Origin of the sequence: Cryobacterium sp. (assembly GCF_025463825.1) — a bacterium.
GTDB lineage: Bacteria > Actinomycetota > Actinomycetes > Actinomycetales > Microbacteriaceae > Cryobacterium.
In genome coordinates, this window is sequence record NZ_JAODBG010000119.1 from 42,453 (window position 1) to 61,226 (window position 18,774).

The 18,774-nt window shown below is 73.0% G+C and carries 17 protein-coding genes, 1 tRNA gene and 1 pseudogene; 10 read left to right on the top strand and 9 right to left on the bottom strand.

What is annotated here, in order from left to right:
- Positions 1-57: 57 nt before the first annotated feature.
- Positions 58-675 (bottom strand): hypothetical protein, encoded by a 618-nt coding sequence (locus JWP54_RS14580; RefSeq protein WP_297373291.1) that lies wholly within the window; start codon positions 673-675, stop codon positions 58-60.
- A 260-nt stretch (positions 676-935) separates the two neighbouring features.
- Between JWP54_RS14580 and JWP54_RS14585 the strand changes: the two genes are divergently transcribed.
- Positions 936-1,709: a 4'-phosphopantetheinyl transferase superfamily protein gene (locus tag JWP54_RS14585; RefSeq protein WP_297373293.1), complete on the top strand. Its 774-nt coding sequence runs from the start codon at positions 936-938 to the stop codon at positions 1,707-1,709.
- A 114-nt stretch (positions 1,710-1,823) separates the two neighbouring features.
- Here the strand turns inward: JWP54_RS14585 and JWP54_RS14590 are convergent, their stop codons facing one another.
- The 3 genes from JWP54_RS14590 to JWP54_RS14600 all read right to left on the bottom strand — a co-directional run bounded on the left by JWP54_RS14590 (position 1,824) and on the right by JWP54_RS14600 (position 8,408).
- The gene (locus JWP54_RS14590) at positions 1,824-3,158 is read right to left on the bottom strand and encodes a M1 family metallopeptidase (protein WP_297373295.1); all 1,335 of its coding nucleotides are present in this window, start codon (positions 3,156-3,158) and stop codon (positions 1,824-1,826) included.
- Positions 3,159-3,185: 27 nt separating this feature from the next.
- The gene (locus JWP54_RS14595; RefSeq protein ID WP_297373504.1) at positions 3,186-7,097 is read right to left on the bottom strand and encodes a Pls/PosA family non-ribosomal peptide synthetase; all 3,912 of its coding nucleotides are present in this window, start codon (positions 7,095-7,097) and stop codon (positions 3,186-3,188) included.
- A 348-nt stretch (positions 7,098-7,445) separates the two neighbouring features.
- On the bottom strand, positions 7,446-8,408 hold the full coding sequence (locus tag JWP54_RS14600; protein WP_297373297.1) for a DMT family transporter: 963 nt from the start codon (positions 8,406-8,408) through the stop codon (positions 7,446-7,448).
- Here JWP54_RS14600 and JWP54_RS14605 point away from each other — a divergent pair.
- The gene (locus tag JWP54_RS14605) at positions 8,407-9,840 is read left to right on the top strand and encodes a PLP-dependent aminotransferase family protein (protein WP_297373299.1); all 1,434 of its coding nucleotides are present in this window, start codon (positions 8,407-8,409) and stop codon (positions 9,838-9,840) included. The genes JWP54_RS14600 and JWP54_RS14605 overlap by 2 nt on opposite strands.
- Positions 9,841-9,955: 115 nt before the next feature.
- Here the strand turns inward: JWP54_RS14605 and JWP54_RS14610 are convergent, their stop codons facing one another.
- Entirely contained in the window at positions 9,956-10,666 is a 711-nt protein-coding gene (locus tag JWP54_RS14610; RefSeq protein WP_297373300.1) for a hypothetical protein, read from the bottom strand.
- A gap of 95 nt (positions 10,667-10,761) precedes the next feature.
- Here JWP54_RS14610 and JWP54_RS14615 point away from each other — a divergent pair, with 95 nt between their 5' ends.
- The 3 genes from JWP54_RS14615 to JWP54_RS14625 all read left to right on the top strand — a co-directional run bounded on the left by JWP54_RS14615 (position 10,762) and on the right by JWP54_RS14625 (position 12,010).
- Entirely contained in the window at positions 10,762-11,073 is a 312-nt protein-coding gene (locus JWP54_RS14615) for a hypothetical protein (RefSeq protein WP_297373302.1), read from the top strand.
- On the top strand, positions 11,073-11,675 hold the full coding sequence (locus tag JWP54_RS14620; protein ID WP_297373304.1) for a hypothetical protein: 603 nt from the start codon (positions 11,073-11,075) through the stop codon (positions 11,673-11,675). The genes JWP54_RS14615 and JWP54_RS14620 overlap by 1 nt, the downstream gene beginning before the upstream one ends.
- Before the next feature lie 137 nt (positions 11,676-11,812).
- A complete protein-coding gene (locus JWP54_RS14625) occupies positions 11,813-12,010 on the top strand; it encodes a hypothetical protein (protein ID WP_297373306.1) in 198 nt (65 codons plus the stop codon).
- 22 nt (positions 12,011-12,032) lie between these two features.
- On the opposite strand, the gene JWP54_RS14630 is transcribed toward JWP54_RS14625, so the two are convergent.
- Complete coding sequence (locus JWP54_RS14630; RefSeq protein WP_297373307.1) at positions 12,033-12,236, bottom strand: hypothetical protein; 204 nt, start codon at positions 12,234-12,236, stop codon at positions 12,033-12,035.
- 167 nt (positions 12,237-12,403) lie between these two features.
- Here JWP54_RS14630 and JWP54_RS14635 point away from each other — a divergent pair, with 167 nt between their 5' ends.
- The 3 genes and pseudogenes from JWP54_RS14635 (at position 12,404) to JWP54_RS14645 (ending at position 16,035) form a co-directional block, all read left to right on the top strand.
- Positions 12,404-13,282, top strand: coding sequence for a transposase (locus JWP54_RS14635; RefSeq protein ID WP_297373308.1), 879 nt, complete (start codon positions 12,404-12,406; stop codon positions 13,280-13,282).
- Positions 13,283-13,336: 54 nt separating this feature from the next.
- Positions 13,337-15,207, top strand: a pseudogene (locus tag JWP54_RS14640) (helicase HerA-like domain-containing protein).
- A gap of 69 nt (positions 15,208-15,276) precedes the next feature.
- A complete protein-coding gene (locus tag JWP54_RS14645) occupies positions 15,277-16,035 on the top strand; it encodes a trypsin-like peptidase domain-containing protein (protein WP_297373309.1) in 759 nt (252 codons plus the stop codon).
- A gap of 40 nt (positions 16,036-16,075) precedes the next feature.
- On the opposite strand, the gene JWP54_RS14650 is transcribed toward JWP54_RS14645, so the two are convergent.
- Positions 16,076-16,348 carry a DUF2277 domain-containing protein gene (locus JWP54_RS14650; RefSeq protein WP_297373311.1) on the bottom strand — a complete coding sequence of 91 codons (273 nt, stop codon included), beginning with the start codon at positions 16,346-16,348 and terminating at the stop codon, positions 16,076-16,078.
- Between the two features lie 418 nt (positions 16,349-16,766).
- Between JWP54_RS14650 and JWP54_RS14655 the strand changes: the two genes are divergently transcribed.
- Complete coding sequence (locus JWP54_RS14655; protein ID WP_297373313.1) at positions 16,767-17,033, top strand: hypothetical protein; 267 nt, start codon at positions 16,767-16,769, stop codon at positions 17,031-17,033.
- 118 nt (positions 17,034-17,151) lie between these two features.
- On the opposite strand, the gene JWP54_RS14660 is transcribed toward JWP54_RS14655, so the two are convergent.
- Positions 17,152-18,135, bottom strand: a complete 984-nt coding sequence (locus tag JWP54_RS14660) for a Gfo/Idh/MocA family oxidoreductase (protein WP_297373315.1) — start codon at positions 18,133-18,135, stop codon at positions 17,152-17,154.
- 114 nt (positions 18,136-18,249) lie between these two features.
- Here JWP54_RS14660 and JWP54_RS14665 point away from each other — a divergent pair, with 114 nt between their 5' ends.
- Positions 18,250-18,678, top strand: coding sequence for an SAM-dependent methyltransferase (locus JWP54_RS14665; RefSeq protein WP_297373316.1), 429 nt, complete (start codon positions 18,250-18,252; stop codon positions 18,676-18,678).
- A 15-nt stretch (positions 18,679-18,693) separates the two neighbouring features.
- Here the strand turns inward: JWP54_RS14665 and JWP54_RS14670 are convergent.
- Positions 18,694-18,765 (bottom strand) — tRNA-Arg (locus JWP54_RS14670).
- Between the last annotated feature and the right edge of the window lie 9 nt (positions 18,766-18,774).

Genomic DNA, 18,774 nt, shown 5'->3' on the forward strand with positions numbered 1-18,774 from the left:
CCTCACTCGCGGTACAAGTGTGGCACCGGGCAGGCGCCCCGCCGGACACGACGCGAATCAGGAACGCTGCGGTCCCTCGTGCTTGCGGTAGGTGGGGCTGAAGGCCAGCAGCACCAGGCCGACGCCGAGCACCGCCTGTCCGATCGCTGTGGAGGGCAGCACCGAGACGGCGCCGCCGAGCACGAGCAGCACGGCGGGGAGAACCCGGTAGACGCGGGCGCGCAGCATGGCGATGCCCAGCAGGATCCAGCCGACCCCGAACACCGCGGCGCTCAGCAGCAGGCCGAACGCGGACGAACCCGGCCGGACTGATCCGTCGAGCAGCTCCGGGGTCACCCGGCCCAGGGTGGGATAGAGGAACGCCTCCGCCCAGAACAGCCCGCTGATCAGGATGGTGCCGGTGCCGGCGACGATCGCGGCGGAGAACCCGAACGGGCCGATATTGCGGGCGTGGCGCTCGTAGATGGACACCAGCGCCAGGATGAGCAGCAGCGCCCCGCCGAGCAGGGCCACCGAGCGCACGGCGTAGAGCGGAGTCTGCACGATGCTGCTGGCCGGGTCCCCGGTGAGCCGCAGCACCTGGTCGAGCACGCCGCCGACGATGAACACCGTTCCGGCCGCGAGAGTCGCGGGCTTGGCCACGCCTTCGAACCTCTTCACCAGGACCTCGCTCACCGCGTAATAACATCGGCCCCCGGGGTCTGGGCCGATTGACTCGATTCTCGCACCCGTCGATGCCACCGACAAGAGCCGCCGTCGCCCAGTGCAGCCCGTCAGTTGCCACGTCGCGCCCCCTCAGCGCCCCGGAGTGGGCGCCAACCGTCAGGTCACCGACGGGTGCGCCGGCGACATGACGGTTGGTGCCCCTTCCCGGGTGCGGAAAGGGCCGGAAGTGGCAACTCAGGGCGGCCCGCCGGCCGGGCTAGGGTGAGGGCGTGCTCCCACTCCCCTCCGCCGGCCCGGATCGTGGTGGTCCGATCAGCGCCGACCCGATCAGCGCCGACCCGTTCAGCGCCGACGTGGCCGGCGTCACCCCGGCCGGGGTCGACCTGGCCACCACCGTGGTGGTGCAGCTGGCCGACCAGGCGCCGACGAGGGCGGGCGACCACCAGAGGTTGGTGGCCCTGGTCGGCCGGGTGACCGGTGTTGATCCGGCGGCCGTCACGCTTGACCGGGTCTGCCCGAACTGTGGGGAGTCCGGCCACGGGCCGCTCCGGGTCGGGTTCAGCGCCGCGCCGGATGCCGCCCCTCCCGTGCACGTGAGCCTTGCCCGGGCGGGCGGGCGGCTCGCCCTCGCCGTGACCGCGGCCGGCACGGTGGGCATCGACCTGGAGTCCGTCGCCGAGCTGGGCCGGTCGCCGGTCGCCGACGTCGTGTTGTCCGGCGCCGAAGCGCGCGCTCTGGCCGACCTCGACCCGGGCGCCGCGGAGGTCACCGTTGCCGTCGTCTGGACCGCGAAGGAGGCGGTACTGAAGGCCGCCGGGGTCGGCCTGAGGGTCGATCCGCGCGACCTCACCGTCGCCCTGCCCGGGCCAGCCGGCGCCACCGCCGCCGGCTGGCCCGTCCTCGCCGACTGGCCGGCTGCGCCGTTCCCGCCAGGGCACGTGCACCTGCTGCCGCTGGCCGCAGCCGCCGGTCTCGTCGGTACCGTCGCGGTGGTCCGCACCGACCGGCCCGCGCTGAGAATGCTACCCGCCCCGACCCGCTGACCGGCCGGAGCTGACGCCTCACAACCTCCCTCGCGACGTGCCGCAGGATGCCCCTTGGCGACCGGCGACGGGGCCGTTTGCCGCGACTCGGGGCGCGCGGGCCGGGGCGGGCGGTTAGTGCGCCGGCGCCGGCGGGTCGGGTTTGAGCTGCGGCAGGGCCTTGGCCGACACCCAGCGGGCCACGATCTTGTCGGCGACGGCGGTGCCGGCCGCTGCGCTGAAGCAGCCGAGCAGGTGCTCCGGCGTGACGTTGCCGTGCCGGTGGGTGCGGGCGTAGGCGCGCAGTGCCGTGAAGAACGCCTCGTCGCCGATGGCCTGGCGCACGGCGTGCAGGGCGAGCGCCCCGCGCTTGTACACCCGGTCGTCGAACATGTCCTGCGGGCCGGGGTCGCCCACGACGATGTTCTTGGGCAGGGCGTCCAGCTCGGCTCGGTGCAGCACGGCGCTCGCGTGCGCGGTGATCCCGCCGCTGGCCTCCGCCCAGATCCATTCGGCGTAGCAGGCGAAGCCCTCGTGCAGCCAGATGTCGGCCCACCGGGTGAGGGTGAGGCTGTTGCCGAACCACTGGTGGGCCAGTTCGTGCGCGATCAGCCGGTCGCTTCCGTGCAGGCCGTCGACGTGGTTGCGGCCGAACACGCCGAGGCCGTGCGCTTCGAGTGGGATCTCCAGTTCGTCGTCGGTGACGACGACCGCGTACGCCGGGAACGGGTAGGGGCCGAAGGCCGCGCTGAACACGGCGATCATCTCACCGAGCCGGGCGAAGTCCACGGCCACCTGGCGGGCCAGTGCGGGTGGGAAGAACAGGCTGTGCGCCACCGGTGCGGCGGCGATGTCGTGCCGGCGGTACCGGCCGATCTGCACGCTGGCCAGGTAGGGCGCCATCGGCTCCACGACGCCGAAGGTCCAGGTGGTGCGGCCGGAGCGGGTGCTCTTGGCCAGCACCGGCCCGTTGCTCACCACCGTGTACGGCGCCTCGCAGGTGAGCTGGATGCGGAAGGAGGCCTTGTCCCTGGGGTGGTCGTTGCACGGGAACCAGGACGGCGCCCCGCTGGGCTGGCCGGCGACGAGCACGCCGTCGGTGAGCTCCTCCCAACCCACCTCGCCCCAGTGGCTGCGCACCGGATGCGGCGCCCCGCGGTACCGCACCGTCACCTCGAACGGCTCCCCCGCGACCAGCGGTGTCGCCGGCGTGATCACGAGCTTCCGCGCCGAATGCACGATTTTCGCGGCCGGGGCACCGGCAACGGTGACCTTCTCGACGGTGAGGCCGGCCAGGTCCAGGCTGAACCGGTCCAGCCCGGTGAGGGCCCTGGCCCGGATCGTGGCCGTGGCGGTCAACCGGTTGGTGGCGACGCGGTAGTCCAGGTTCAGGTCGTAGTGGTCGACCCGGTAGCCGCCGTTGCCGCTGGCGGGCAGGTATGCGTCACCCGCGGACGCGGATCCGTGCACGGGGGGCGGAGTTTGCAACATAGAAGGTCAAGTCTTCCACGGCGGCCGGTGCCACGGCGCAATCGGGTTGCCGGACCAGAGGGAGTCGGTGGGCACCCGCTCGCCCCGCATCACCAGCGACCCCGGCCCGACGGTGGCGTTGTCGTCGATCCGGGCCGCGGGCAGGATCACGCTGTTGGGCCCGAGGGTGCCGCCGGTGCCGATCGACACGGTGTCCAACTGCATGATCCGGTCGTGGAACAGGTGCGTCTGCACGACGCAGCCGCGGTTGACGCTACTGCCGGCGGCGAGGTGCACCAGGTCGGCTTCCGGCAGCCAGTACGACTCGCACCACACGCCCCGCCCGATGGTGGCGCCCAGCGACCGCAGCCACAGCGCCAGCGCCGGGGTGCCCGACGCGTTCTGCGCGAACCACGGCCGGGCGACCATCTCCACGAAGGTGTCCGACACCTCGTTCCGCCAGATGAACGACGACCAGAGCGGATGCTCCGACACCCGGATGCGCCCCACCAGCAGCCACTTGGCGGCGCTGGTCAGCGCCGCCGCGACCACCCCGGCGGCCAGCAGCACGAACGGGGACAGGAGCAGTGCCACCCCGGGCCCGGCCGCCAGCCACAGGGCATCGAGCCCGGCGAGCACGCCAAGGCCGATCCACGCGGAGACGAAGACGGGCACCAGGCGGAGCACCTCCCACAGCGACCGGGCCAGGATCAGCCGGGCCGGCGGGTGGAAGGTGCGGGCCTCGTCGATGTCGGTCACCCGGCGGCGGAGGCGGGTGGGCGGGTTGCCCAGCCAGGAGGAACCGCGCTTGGCCTTCCGCGGGGTGGACGACAGCACGGCCACGAGGCCGTCCCGCGGCACGGTGCGGCCGGGCCCGGCGATGCCGCTGTTGCCCAGGAAAGCCCGCCGGCCGATCTTGGCGCGGCCGATGCGCATCCAGCCGCCGCCGAGTTCGTAGCAGGCGACCATGGTGTCGTCGGCGAGGAACGCGCCGGGCGCGATGGTGCTCAGCGACGGCACCAGCAGCACGGTGGACGCCTCGACGCCGGGGCCGACCTTCGCGCCGAGCAGCCGCAGCCACACCGGAGTGAGCAGGCTGGCGTAGACCGGGAACAGCAGGGTGCGGGCGCCGTCGAGCAGCCGTTCGGTCATCCAGACCTGCCAGCCCACCCGGCTGCGCACCGCGTGGTGTCCCTCGGTCAGGCCGAGGCCCAGCAGCCGCACCGCCCCGATGACGGCGCCGGCGTAGAGCAGGCCGGCGGCGAGAACGGCACCCGGCACGGCCAGGGCGGCCCGGCCGAACGCGCTGCCCAGGCTGCCGGCGTCACCGATGGCCAGGCCCACGATGAGCAGGCCGAGCAGCACGGCCGCGGCGGGGATGCCGGCCAGCGCGACCGAGCCGGCGCCGTAGGCGATGAGCCAGCGCCGGCGGGCGGGCGGGCGTTCGATTGGCCAGGCCCGGCGGGCTGAGCCGACCCGCACGGCGGGCGAGCCGGCCCAGCGTTCGCCGCGCGGCACCCGGCCGGATACGGCCGAACCCGGTTCGATCTCGGCGCCGTCGCCGATCTTCGCACCGCCCAGCATGGTGCTGCGGGAGCCGACCACGGCATCCGCGCCGATGCGCACCCGGCCGATGCGCAGGATGTCGCCGTCGAGCCAGTAGCCGGCCAGGTCCACCTCCGGTTCGATCGCCGCGCGCTCGCCGATGCTGAGCATCCCCGTGACCGGCGGCACCGAGTGCAGGTCGACGCCGGGTTCGATGCGGGCGCCGAGCATGCGGGCGTAGTAGCTGATCCACGGCGCCCCGGCGAGGCTGGCGGCGTCGACGAAGTGGGCGACCTGTTCGGCCAGCCACAGCCGCAGGTGCACCCTGCCGCCGCGGGGGTAGTTCCCCGGGGTGACGCCGCGCAGCAGCAGCCGGGCCACGCCGACGGAGATGGCGATCTTGCCCAGCGGGGTGACGAGCAGCACGAAGCCGGCCAGCACCCACCACCACGAGATGGAGGGGGCGAAGGAGGCGCCGGCGGCGGCGAGCACATTGTTGGCCGCCATCAGGTACACCAGCCAGCGGGCGCCGATGAGCAGGTGCAGCGGCACGCCCAGCAGGCTCTGCAGCAGCCCGGTCTGCGCCGGGACCGGCAGCACCTGCCGGCTGCGGCGGGCCACCGGCGGCAGGCGGCTGTCGAGTTCGTCGGCCAGCGCGCCGATGCGGGGGTGGTCGTAGATGTCGCTGATGCGGGTGTCGGGAAAGCGCTCGCGGATGGCGGCGACGAACTGGGCCGCCGAAAGGGAACCGCCGCCGTAGGCGAAGAAGTCGCTGTCCGCGTCGGCGACGGGCACACCGAGGATCGCGGCCCAGTGCCCGGCGAGCCAGCCGGCGGTGCCGCGCAGCGCAGCCGTGCCGGTGGTGCTGCCGCCGGGCAGCGGCCAGGGCAGCGCGGCCCGGTCGACCTTGCCGGAGGTGCGGGTGGGGATGTTCTCGACGACGGTGAGCAGCGGTACCAGGGCGGCGGGCAGTGCGGTGCGCAGCGCGTCGGATGCGGCGGGCAGGTCGAACCCGCCTGGTTCGGTCGGTGCGGCGTCGGTGAGGGACAGGTAGCCGACCAGCACCTGGTTGCCGGCCGGGGTGGTCTGCACGACGGCGGCGGCGCCGGCCACGCCGGGCAGCGCCTGCAGGGCGGCGTCGATCTCGCCGAGCTCGATGCGCCGGCCGCCGAGCTTGATCTGGTCGTCGGCGCGGCCCACGAACACCAGGCCGGCCGGATCGAACCGCACGAGGTCGCCGCTGCGGTAGGCGCGCTGCCAGCCGAGGCCGGCGTGCGGGGCATACTTCACGGCATCCTGCGCCGGGTCGAGGTAACGGGCCAGGCCGACACCGCCGATGATCAGCTCGCCGGTCTCGCCGGCGCGCACCCGGTTGCCGGCCGGGTCGACCACGGCCAGGCTCCAGCCGTCCAGCGGCAGGCCGATACGCACCGGGTCGCTGCCGTCCAGCAGGGCGCCGCAGGCCACGACCGTGGCCTCGGTGGGGCCGTAGGTGTTCCACACTTCGCGGCCGCGGGCGCTGATGCGGGCGGCCAGCTCGGGCGGGCAGGCCTCGCCCCCGAAGATCACCAGGCGCACGTTCTCGAGGGCCTCCTCGGGCCAGAGCGCGGCGAGGGTGGGCACGGTGGAGACCACGGTGATGCCGTGCGCGATCAGCCACGGACCGAGGTCGGCGCCGCTGCGCACCAGGGTGCGTGGGGCGGGTACCAGGCAGGCCCCGTTCCGCCAGGCCAGCCACATCTCCTCGCAGGAGGCGTCGAACGCGACCGACAGCCCGGCCAGCACCCGGTCGCCGGGGCCGATGGGTTCGCGGGCGAGGAACAGGCCGGCCTCGGCGTCGACGAACGCGGCCGCCGACCGTTGGGTGACGGCGACGCCCTTGGGCACGCCGGTGGAGCCGGAGGTGAAGATGATCCAGGCGTCGTCGTCGGGGGCGGGCATGGGTTCGCCCCAGTGCGCCAGCGACGGATCCTCCTCCGCGGTCAACGGCCGGTCGGTGAGCACACCGGCATCGAGGCCGTCGCGCACTGTGAAGACGCCGCCGGCGCCGATCACGCCCACCACTCGGGCCTCACCGAAGACCAGGCGGGCGCGTTCCTCGGGGTCGTCGGCGTCGACGGGCACGTAGGCGGCGCCGACGACGAGGGTGGCCAGGATCGACAGGTACAGCTCGCGGGTGCCCGACGGGATGCGGATGCCGACGGTGTCGCCGCGGCGCACACCGGCCCGGCTCAGCCGCACGGCCTGCTCGTTGACCAGCCGCACGACGCGCCGGTAGCTCAGGGCGCCGGTCGCGTCCTCGAGCGCGAGCGCTGTGGGGTGTTCCTCGGCCGTGGCCAGCAGGATCTCCACCAGGGTGCGCTCCGGGTGCACCAGGTGGCCGGCATCCAGCACGCCCTGCTCGTGGGCGGGCGCCGACGGGGGCCCGCCGGCCGGGATGGTCGGCGGCACCGTGTCGGTGTCGGCGGACTCGGCGACGCGCTGGCCGGGCTCCGGGTGGATCTGGGTCACGCACGCTCCTGTCCGGCTTCCGCGACAAACCGCGACGGCGCCAGCGTAGAACCGTCAGGTAACCAGCGGGTGAACACACGTCACATCCCAATTCTCTCCCCGCCCCGCCCCGACCCGATTCCCGCACCGCCAGATAAGGAAAAAGCGCCTGAAAAAGGATGGGATTCCGCAACGGACCCTTAATTCCGGCCGTTGTCCTTTTCGGCGTTCGTGGCCCGGCGCGCTGACAGGTCAGCGGATGCGAGCCCGAACCGCCGTGGCCGCGCAGAGGATCACGGCCAGCGCACCGACCAGCACGACCAGGTCCAGCCGCTCGCCGAGGAGCAGCCCTGCCCACACGATCGTGAGCACCGGTTGCACCAGCTGGATCTGGCTCACCCGGGCGATCGGACCGATGGCCAGGCCCCGGTACCAGGCGAAGAAGCCCAGGAACATGCTCACCCCGGCCAGATACCCGAACGCCAGCCAGGTAGGCGCATCCGCCTGCGGCCAGGCCGGTCCCATCACCACCAGCATCAACGGTGTCATGACCGGCAGTGCCACGATCAGGGCCCAGCAGATGGTCTGCCAGGAGCCGAGCTCCCGGGACAGCAGCGCACCCTCGCCGTACCCGACCGCCGCGAGCAGGACGGCGCCCACCAGCAGCAGGTCGGCCGGGTGCAGGCTGTCGAGCCCGCCCGCAGTGAGGGCCACGAAGCCGATCACGGCCGCGACGCCGAGCCCGCTGGCCAACCAGAACCGTACGGATGGGCGCTCCCGGGCACGCAGCACCGCGACCACCGCCGTGGCGGCCGGGAGCAGGCCGATCACCACGGCGCCGTGCGCGGCCGGCACGCTCTGCAGGGCGTAGGACGTGAGGATCGGGAAGCCCGCGATGACGCCCGCGGCCACCACGGCCAGGCGCAACCACTGCCGGCCTCGCGGGAGCCGTTGCCGCAGCACCGAGAGCACACCGATCGCGAGGATCCCGGCCAGCACGGCCCGGCCCGCACCGACGAACAGCGGGTCGAGCTGGCCGACCGCCACCCGCGTGAACGGCAGGGTGAACGAGAACGCGAGCACGCCGATCAGGCCGAAGGTCAGACCGGCTGCGGGTGAGAGGGACCACGGCAACGGGCCGCGGTCCACCGGAGTGGCCGCAGTCGCCGATAGCGCTGGCGCGAGCGGGACGATAGCGCTATTCTGTGGATTCATGCAACAGGATAGCACCCGGCCGGTCGCTTCGGACGACGATTCCGCCCACCTCGCCATCGAACGCCGGCTGCGCTCCCTGGTCGCCCGGCTCCCGGCCGGCGACCGCCTCCCGTCCACCCGCACCCTGGTGCAGGAACACGCCGCCAGCCCGCTCACCGTGCAGCGCGCCCTGCAGCGGCTGGTGCTCGAGGGCCTCGTGGAGACCCGGCCGGGCGCCGGCAGCTTCGTGGCCCGACCGCACGCCGTGCACCGCGCCGACTTCGGTTGGCAGACCACCGCGCTCGGCGCGGCCCGAACCGGCGCCGACGCGATCGGCACCGCCATGGCGAGCGCCGGTCCCGGCGTGATCGCCCTGCACTCCGGGTATCCCGCCGAGGAGCTCCTGCCCACCCGGCTGGTGCGCACCGCCCTGGTCCGCGCGGCCCGCACCAGCACCGCCGTCGACCGCGCCCCCGTCGCCGGGCTGCCCGAGCTGCGCAGCTGGTTCGCGGCGGAGCTGGCCCCGGCCGGGGCATCCGCCGCCGCCCCGCCGGCCCCCGACGACGTCGTGATCACCCCGGGCGGTCAGAGCGCACTGTCCTCGATCTTCCGGGCGCTGGCCGTGCCGGGCGACGCGATCGTGATGGAGTCGCCCACCTATTGGGGCGCCATGGCCGCCGCCCGGCAGGCGGGGCTGCGAATTGTGCCGATCGCACGCGGCGCCGGCGCCCCGTCGGCGGCCGACCTCGACGACGCCCTCGGGGCCAGCGGGGCGCGCCTGTTCTATGCGCAACCGCACTTCGCCAATCCCACCGGAGCGCTGTGGACCAGCGCCGAGCGCAGCGCCGTCACCGCGGTCCTCAGCGCCCGCGGGGTGTACCTGATCGAGGACGACTGGGCACACGACTTCGGCATCGAGGCGGATGTCGCCACGCTCGCCGCCGACGACGCCGACGGCCACATCGTCTATGTACGCTCGCTCACCAAAAGCCTCTCCCCCGCCATCCGCGTCGCCGCCGTCGTGGCCCGCGGCCCGGCGCTGGCCCGCATCCAGGCGGACCGCACCGTGGACGACCTGTACGTGAGCGGCATCCTCCAGGCGGCGGCGGTCGACGTACTCACCGACCCCGGCTGGCGCAGCCACCTCACCCGGTTGCGCGGGTCTCTGCGCGGCCGCCGCGACGAAATGGCCCGGCAGGTGCGCGGCCGGCTGGGCCCGGACGCTCTCGAGCTGGTCCCCCGGGGCGGCCTGAACCTCTGGGTGCGCGTCGCTGACGGGGTGGACGTGGCCGACCTGGCCCGCCGCGCCGCCGCGGAGGGGGTGCTCTTCTCCCCCGGCGGCGACTGGTTCCCCGCCGAACCGACCGGGTCGTTCTTCCGGCTGAACTACTCCCGCGCCCGCCCGGAACTCTTCGACGGCGCCGTGGCGACCCTGGCCGGCCTGCTGCCCTGACCGACCTCCCCGCACATCACGCCAGTGGGCATGACTCCTGCTATTTCTCGCCGACGACCCGTCGCCGGCCCCGAAACACTGGGCTCGTCGTATCCGTCGAGGAAAACTGCAGGAGTTATGCAACTCCCGGGGCGGGCGTGGCGGCCTGCGCCGCCGCGGCGAGCCAGTCGGTCCAGAACTGTTTCCATCCCTCGCCCGCGTCGAAGGTGGCCAGTTTGTCGTGCGTCACGCCCACCCCCAGTCGGCCCTCCGGCAGCTCATCGGCGGAGAACAGCAACGACCCCAGCGGCTGCCCGGCCATCGCGGCGTGGAATCGCAGTGCCTTCGAGGCGGGCCTGGACCGCAGCACCGTGTCGATGCCCGGGAGCATCTCGGCGCGGGCGGCGTCGTCGAGCAGGGCGTCGCGCAGCCGTCGCACCGGTGACGCCAGCACCCGGGAGCGGCTGACGCTGAAGGTGCCGTCGGGCATCTGGCCGGGCAACCGCAGTCCGGCGATGCGCTCGTAGCCCACCGTCACGCCCTGCGCCCACCATCCGGGCACCCCGTGCTCGGCGTGCACCCACCCGGCGATCGCGGTGTGCCCGGCCAGCCGGCCGGGGCCGGCGTCGATCAGCTCGGCCCACTCGTCCCAACTGTGCCCGGTGCTCTCCCGGATCTTCTCATCGGAGTGCAGGGGCTCGGCGGCCCAGGTCCGTGCCCGGGTCGAGGCCGCTGCCGACGGCCCGGCGGGAGGGGCCTGGGCCGGTGCCGGGCTGACCGGGGCGGCCACCCCGGCCGCCGCCAGTCGGTCCCGGATGCGGCGGGTGAACGTGTCGTGAGTGATCATTGACCTTCCGGGACGAAAGCGGTGCCGCCGAGTGCTCCGCGGCAACCGGAAGTCCAGGTTATTCCCTACAATCGAGGCAGGGGAGAAAATTCGCAATGACACAGAAGCAGAACAACGAACCAGGCGACGAGTTCGACCGCATCATGATTCCGGCGTTCCTCGCGCGACCGTTCGAGCGCCTCGGCGGCAGACCGCTCCCGGCGCCTCCTGCCGGCCGGGCCGGTTCCTCCGCCGATGCCGGCCCCGATCGCCCGCGGTACGCGGACGACGAGACCGAGAACCCGGATGCCGCATCCGCCGACGACGAGCAGCCGGCGCCCCGCGCCTGGTGGGCCGGGTACCGCGGCAAACTGTTGCTCTACGGCGCGGGCACCCTCGTCATGGTCTTCCTGCAGTCCCGCGGCTAGTGCAGTTCTACTCCGACTTCGCCGCCCACCGCTCCCGCCAGATCGCGGTCGACCTGTTCGCCGTCGCGGCGATCGCCGCGTGGGTGTGCCTGGGCGCGATCGTCTACTCGCTCGTGATCGACCTCGCCCGGTTCGGTCGGCAGATGCAGTCCGCGGGGTCGGACTTCTCGAGCACCATGACCGACATCGGCGACCAGCTCGGCGGGGTGCCGCTCATCGGCGGCGGCATCAGCGCCCCCTTCGAGGCGGCCAGCGGAGCGGGCGAAAGCCTGGAGGCGGCCGGGCGCAGCCAGCAGGAGGCGGTGCTGAACCTCGCTGTCGGCCTGGGCTGGGGAATCGCCGTGGTACCGGTCGGGACGATCCTGCTGTTCTGGCTCGTTGGCCGCCTGCGGTTCACCCGCAGGGCTGCCACCACCCGACGGCTGATCGGCGCCGGCGTCACCGTGGACATGCTCGCCCTCCGGGCCCTGACCAACCAGAAACTGTCGGTGCTCGCCACCGTCGACGCCGACCCCGTCGCCGCCTGGCGGCGGGGCGACCCGACGGTCATGCGGTCGCTCGCGCAGCTGGAACTCAAGGCATCCGGCGTGCGCATCGGCTGATCAGCACGCTGAACCCACGCCGCACACGGTAGTCGGGTTCATCCGTTCGGAGGATGCCTCCGGCGACCCGGGCCGCGACGATGGAATCACCGAACTCGCTCGAGCGCTCGGGTGTCGCTTGGCCGAGAGGATTCCTGATGACCACCATCCTGCGCACCATTCCCGCACATTGCGGGCTCCGCCCCATCGTCATGACGGCCAGCCTCGTGGCCGTGCCGGTATGCAGCCACGGCCCCGCCGACCTGCCGCTCAGCGTGGACCGCGCACCCGCACATGCCCTCGACCGGATCGCCCTGTGGGCCGCCGATCCCGCCGTCGTCGGCCACGCCGCCTGAGCCGCCCCACCCGCGGACCGGGTCAGCCGCCGAGCAGGAGCAGCAGGGTCTGATAGGTCACGTAGACCGGCCAGACGATCGCCTGCAGGAGACCCAGGATGACGCCCCAGAACGAGCCGTCCGACACCGAGATGAAGTAGATGGCCGCGCCCAGATAGGCCAGGAGGAAGAAGAACCCCCAGGACCCGTCCCGCACGATGACCCGGCCTCGCCCGTCCGTTGCCATGGGAGCCTTTCGCCTTGTGTCCCGGTGACCGCTTCTGGCGAACAGGCTAACCGCGGTTCTGGGAATGCGGAACCTCCCGCCACCTGCTCGCCGCCTGATCAGGCACTCTCGACACGGAAGACGCCGGGCTGCTGGCGGCCGGGGCCTCCGCGGGCGAGGATGGTCCCATGGTCGCCACCCTCGCCACACTCGCCCGGGAGCTCTACGGCCTCCAGCCCCAGGACTTCACGGCCGCCCGCAACGCCAGGGCTGCGGAGCTGAAGACTTCTGATGCCGCCCTCGCCAAACAGATCGCCGCCCTGCGGAAGCCAGCACCCGCGGCCTGGGTGGTGAACCTCCTCGCCCGGGAGGACACGGACGCCCTCACCGCGCTCCTCGACCTTGGCGAGCAGATGCGCACCGCGCAGGAGCAGCTTGACCGGGACGCGCTGCGGCGGCTCGGCGGAGAGCGCCGCGCCGCCGTCGCCGCCCTCACCCGGGCGGGTGCCGCGCGAGCCGCCGGCCTCGACCGCCCGCCCACCGCGGCCGTTCTCGGCGAGGTCGAGCAGACCCTGCTGGCCGGAACGTCGGATCCGGCGGCCGCCGGCGCGGTCGCCAGCGGACTGCTGGTCAAACCGTTGCACGCCGGCGGCTTCGACCCCGTAGACCTGGGCGACGCCGTCGCCGTGCCGACCACGGAGTCGTGGACCGCGTCGTCCGGCACCTCCCGTACGTCCGCCCCGCCGGACCCCGTGCAACTCGCCGACGTCCGCCGCCGCAAGGAGGCCAGGCGGGAGGCGGAGCGGCTGGAGCGCGATGCGGAGGCCGCCGTCGCCGAGGTCGACGCCCTGGAGCGCCGGGCCCACCGGCTCGAGCTTCGCCGGACCAGCCTCGAGGCGGAGATCGCGGAGCTCCGGGAGCAGTTGGACACGGCCGAGGCTGCGCTCGCGGCCGTCACCGACGACGACAGCGCCCTGGCCGAGGCGCGCGCACGAGCTACCCGTGCCGCGGACGACGCCGGAAACCGCGCCCGCGACGCCCGCGCCGCCGTCGACGCCCTCGACTGAGCCGAGGTGCTCGGCCCCTGCCGCCAGCCGATCGGCGGCGGCTAGGATACCGCCATGACTCCCAGCGATGCGGTCGACGCGGTCAGCCGGCTCAAGGCGAAAGCGGATGCGGCCAAGGCCGCCGCGCTTCGTGCCCAGGCCGACGCTGAGGAGGCAGAAACCCCGCTGCGCCAGGCGGAGGAGGATGCACGCGCCGCATCCGCCGACACCCCTAGCCTCGAGCCGGTCCCGTCGGCCGGGTCGGCCCGCGCCGAACCCACCGGGACGCCCGCCGCCGGGCCCCTCGACGACACACAGGTGGAGGCGATCCGGTCCGGCTACGCCTTCGACGGGCCGGCACTCGAGCTCGGCGCCCTCGTCAACGGCGCCGCCCGCCCCGACGTGCAGATCCGCATCCCGCTGGCCATGACCAACCGGCACGGGCTCGTCGCCGGCGCGACCGGCACCGGCAAGACCCGGACGCTCCAGCTGCTCGCCGAGCAGCTGTCGGCGCACGGGGTGCCGGTGTTCGCCGCCGACATCAAGGGCGACCTCTCCGGCATCGCCAGCGCCGGTACGTCCACCGAGAAACTGCTCGCCCGCACCTCCGCCCTCGGCCAGGACTGGGTCGGTACCGCCTCGCCCACGGAGTTCTTCTGCCTCGGCCGCATCGGCCACGGCGTCCCGATCCGGGCCACCGTCGCCGGGTTCGGCCCGTTGCTGCTGAGCAAGGTCCTCGGCCTCAACGACACCCAGGAGTCCAGTCTGGGCCTGGTCTTCCACTACGCCGACGAGGCCTGGCAGCCGCTGCTGGACCTCACCGACCTGCGCGCCGTGCTCGGCTTCCTGATCAGCGACGACGGCAAGGGCGGGCTCACCGGCCTCGGCGGGCTCTCCAGCGCCACCGTCGGCGTCATCCTGCGCGAACTGATCACCTTCGCGGACCAGGGCGCCGACGTCTTCTTCGGTGAACCCGAGATCGACACCACGGAATTCCTCGCCGTCACCGCCGACGGCCGCGGCCTGGTCAGCCTGCTCGAAGTGCCCGGGGTACAGGAGAGGCCGGCGCTGTATTCGACGTTCCTGATGTGGCTGCTCGCCGACCTGTTCAACGACCTGCCCGAGGTGGGCGACCTGGACAAGCCCAAGCTGGTGTTGTTCTTCGACGAGGCGCACCTGTTGTTCCGGGACGCGTCCAAGGACTTCCTGGCCGCGATCACCCAGACCGTGCGGCTCATCCGCTCGAAGGGGGTCGGCATCTTCTTTGTCACCCAGACCCCGAAGGACGTGCCCGGCGACGTGCTCGCCCAGTTGGGCTCGCGGGTGCAACACCAGCTGCGGGCGTTCACGCCGGATGACGCCAAGGCGCTCCGGGCGACGGTGTCGACCTTTCCGCACTCCGGCTATGAACTCGATGAGGTACTCACCGGGCTCGGCATCGGTGAGGCCGTGGTCACGGTGATGAATGAGAAGGGCGCGCCCAGCCCGGTCGCCTGGACCCGGCTGCGGGCGCCGCGGGGGTCGATGGCGCCCACCCCCGCGGAACAGATCGAGGCCACCATCGCCGCGTCCCCGCTGCTGGCCCGCTACGGCGAGCCGGTCGACCGGGATTCCGCCCGGGAGATGCTGGCGGCCCGTCTGAAAGCGCGACCCGGGCTGCCGAAGCCGAGCAGCGGGCGATCGACCAGGCCAAGGCCGACGCCGAGCTCGCCAACCGGCAGGCGGCCGCGGATGCGCAACAGGCCAAGGCCCAGAAGAAGGCCGACGCCGACTATGAGCGGCTCCGGCGCCAGGCCGACACCGCCTCCCGCACCCGCACGCGCCCGCACCCGCGCGCCAAGCCGGAAAAGTCGGTGCTCGAGGAGGTGCTCGGCTCCCCCGCCACGAAGACCATCCTCACCGGCATCGTCACGGGCATCTTCGGTACCCGCCGCCGGCGCCGCTGAGCGCCGCGGCACCTGGGTCGGCCGGCCCGTCACCGTCTGCTGGACGGCCTCCTCCTCACCAGCGCCCATGTGGTTGCCGGCGCCGACATCGTCAACGTCGGATTCGCCGACGGCACCAGCACCCGCGCCGACGTGGCCGGTCGCGACCCGCTCTCGGACCTGGCGGTGTTGCACGCCCGCGGTGCCACGCCGCATCCGGTGGAGCTCGGCGACGCAGCGCACCTGCGGGTCGGCCAGGTGGTGGTGGCGCTGGGCAACCCGCTCGGGCTGGCCGGCAGCGTCACCGCCGGCATCGCGTCGGCGCTCGCCCGGTCGCTGCCCACCCGGTCCGGGCGGGTGATCGACGAGGTCATCCAGACCGACGCCGCCCTCAACCCGGGCAACAGCGGTGGCGTGCTCGCGGACAGCTCCGGGCGGATGGTCGGCGTCAACACCGCCCTGGCCGGGATCGGGGTGGGCATGGCGGTGCCGATCAACGCCACCACTCGGGAGATCATCACCGCGCTGATGACTCGGGGGCGGATGCGCCGCGCCTGGCTGGGCATCGCCGGCGCCCAGGTGCCGCTGGCGCCCGCCCTCGCCACCCGGATCGGCTCCCCCACCGGCCTGCAGGTCGCCGCCGTGGCGCCGGGCAGCCCGGCGGCCGAGGCGGGGCTGCTGCGCGGCGACATCGTGGTGGCACTCGCCGGCCAGCCGGTGGTCACGGCCACCGCGGTGCAGAAGCTGATGGTGGAGACCGCCATCGACAAGCCCATCGAGATCACCGTGTGGCGAAACGGCGCCCTGGTCGACGCCATCACGGTGCCGCGGGAGCTCCAGGAGCCCTGAACCGGACGAGCCGATCGAGCCGGCGGCTCGGTCGGGTGGATCAGGCGGCGGCGAACCGCTTCGCCGACCGCTCCTTGGCCTTCGCGGCCTCGACCTCCCGGTTCTTCGGCGGCGCGGACGTCACCAGGTCCGCCAGCAGGTGCCGCGAGATGTGGGCGATCTCCTCGACGGCCCGGTTGAAGGCCGCTTCGTTCGCCTTCGATGGTTTCGTCGAGCCGCTGATCTTGCGCACGAACTGCAGCGACGCCGCGTACACCTCATCGTCGGTGGCGGCCGGTTGGAAATTGTGGAGTTGATGAATGTTCCGACACATATTTCGAGGGTACCCAGCCGGATGCATCCGGGGAACCGGCAATCTTGGCTATTGTGCGACCGGCGCACATCCCGCTACGGTGTTGCCTACGCCATCAGACGAAAGGAGCCCAGCGTGTTCATCCAGAAGAGTGCAATTGCATCCCTCACCACCGTCGGCTTCGTCGGCGTCTTCACCGCCTGATCGTCCGGTAGCTCACGCCCACCGGTCCAGACGGTGGTGACGCTCTCGAAGCCGGACCAGGCAGCGGCTGCACGCTAGTGCTCGCGGCCCTCGGTCATCCACCCGCCAGCGGTGCGCGTTCCCGCGCCTCGCTTCCCGCCGTCCTGTGCGGCCACCCCTCATTCGGCGATCCCGAACGCGCTCTGCGAGCGCCCGGTTTCGCGACCCGTTTTGCACCTTCCAGAAGGAAACCACCATGAATACCCGTTTGGCGCCCACGACCGGTCGCCAGGACCACCCGCCCCAACCCGACCGCGCTCCCGAGCCGCACCCCGTGCGCCGCGTGGGCGTCCTCGACCGCGCGGCCATGCACCTCGGCCTCGCCCTCATCCACTGGGGCCGCAGGCCCGTTCGGCAGCGCCGCGAACGCCCCGTTTTCGCCCCGGAGTCCATCCAAGCCCGCCGCGAACTGGACCGAGTGCGGGACCAGTACCTGGTCCTGAAGCTCACCCAGTTCCGGTGAGCTTCACCCCGAAGCGCGCGCCTGAACGATTCGCGGGTGCGGCGCCGCTACGCGGGTGGCGCGCCACCCGCGTAGCGGCACCTGACCCGCGTACCGCCCTGCCGGGACCTGGTCGTGCTCAGCCGTCCAGAGCCGCGCGCCACTGCTCAAGCAGGCGGGCGACGGCCCGGCTGTGCGCCCACGGCACCTCGGGCGCTTCGGTGCGGCCCTGGGCGAGGGCCAGCGAGACCGCGTCGGCCTCAGCGGCGAACGGATCGACCGTCGGCAGCTCGATGTCGACGTCGCGGCCGTCCGCGTGCAGGATGAAGGAGGCCGCAGAGGACTCTCGGCTGCCGAACGAGTCGGTCAGTTCGAGGGTCGCGTTGGCGCCGGTGACCGATCCGGAGCGCGGCAGCTCCGCGGCGATGGCGCACGCCACGTCAGCGCTGAACCCGGCCGCCGTGATGGTCGCGCGCGCCTGCTCGTCCACCCCGGTGTCCCCGATGGTGCCGGTCGCGTCGGTCACGCTGAGGTCGGCCAGGTCGACGCCGGCGGCCGCGGCAAGCCCCACGGCGAGGGCGACGGGGTACCCGCCCACGTCCAGGATCGCCCCGCCGGCCAGCGCCGGGTCGAACAGGCGCCCGGATCGTTGCACGGCCGCGAACCCGAACGACGCCACGACGTGCAACGGACCGACCAGCTGGGGATCGGCGACGGCGGCGTCGAGGGAACGGGCGAACGGACCGAACCGGTGCTTGTAGGCTTCCACGAACGGCAACCCGGCGGCCGCCGCGCGGGCGAGGATCGGCTCCAGTTCGGCAGCGGTGGGCGTGACCGGCTTCTCGCACAGGACCGCCTTTCCGGCGTCGAGCGCGGCGAGGGCCAGCTCGGCGTGGGCGGTGTTCACGGTGGCGATGTACACAGCGTCGACGTCGTCCCGGGCGAGGATCTCCGCGTATGTTCCGCTGACCGCGGCACCGTGCTCGGCGGCGAACGCGGCGGCCCGCTCCGGGTTGGTGCTGCCGACGGCGTGCAGCACCCCGTGCGCCGACCCGGGTAACGCTCGCGCGAACCATCCGCCGATTTCGCCCGGACCCAGGATCGCCCACCGTGTAGTTGTCATATCTCGACGGTACCAACCCGGTGCCCCGCGGATGACGGGCACGCCGACCCCGAACCGGTGGCAGACTGTGCGCACCCCGTGCTGCGCACACCCGATACCGGAAAGACGCGCTCGGTGACCACACTGTCACCGCGGCTGGCCGCCGTCGTGCAGGCGCTGCCCCTGCGACCCGGACTTCGGGTCTTGGAGATCGGCGGCGCTCCCGGTGCCGCGGCCCGTGCCGTCGCGCACCTCCTCGGCCAGGGCCACATCCTCGTGATCGACCGCTCCGCCGCCGGTGTCGCGCAGATCATCCGGACCGCCGGACTGGAGATCGCGGCAGGAACCCTCGGTGCGCGGCAGGTGGCCGCGGAGGATTTCGAGCTGCTACCCGGGGAAGCCCCGTTCGACCTGGCCTTCGCGATCCGGGTCGGCGCCTTCGACGGCCGGCATCCGCTGGCGGGCATCGCAGCGACCAAACGCATCGCTGCGGCGCTCAACCCGTCGGGCCGGTTCTTCATCGACGGCGGCGACCCGCTGCGGGAGATTGAGCTGCCGCGCTGAGACGGATGCCTGGGGTGCCCCTGGAGGGACTCGAACCCCCAACCCTTTCCTTAGGACGGAACTGCTCTTCCATTGAGCTACAGAGGCTGACCGGGA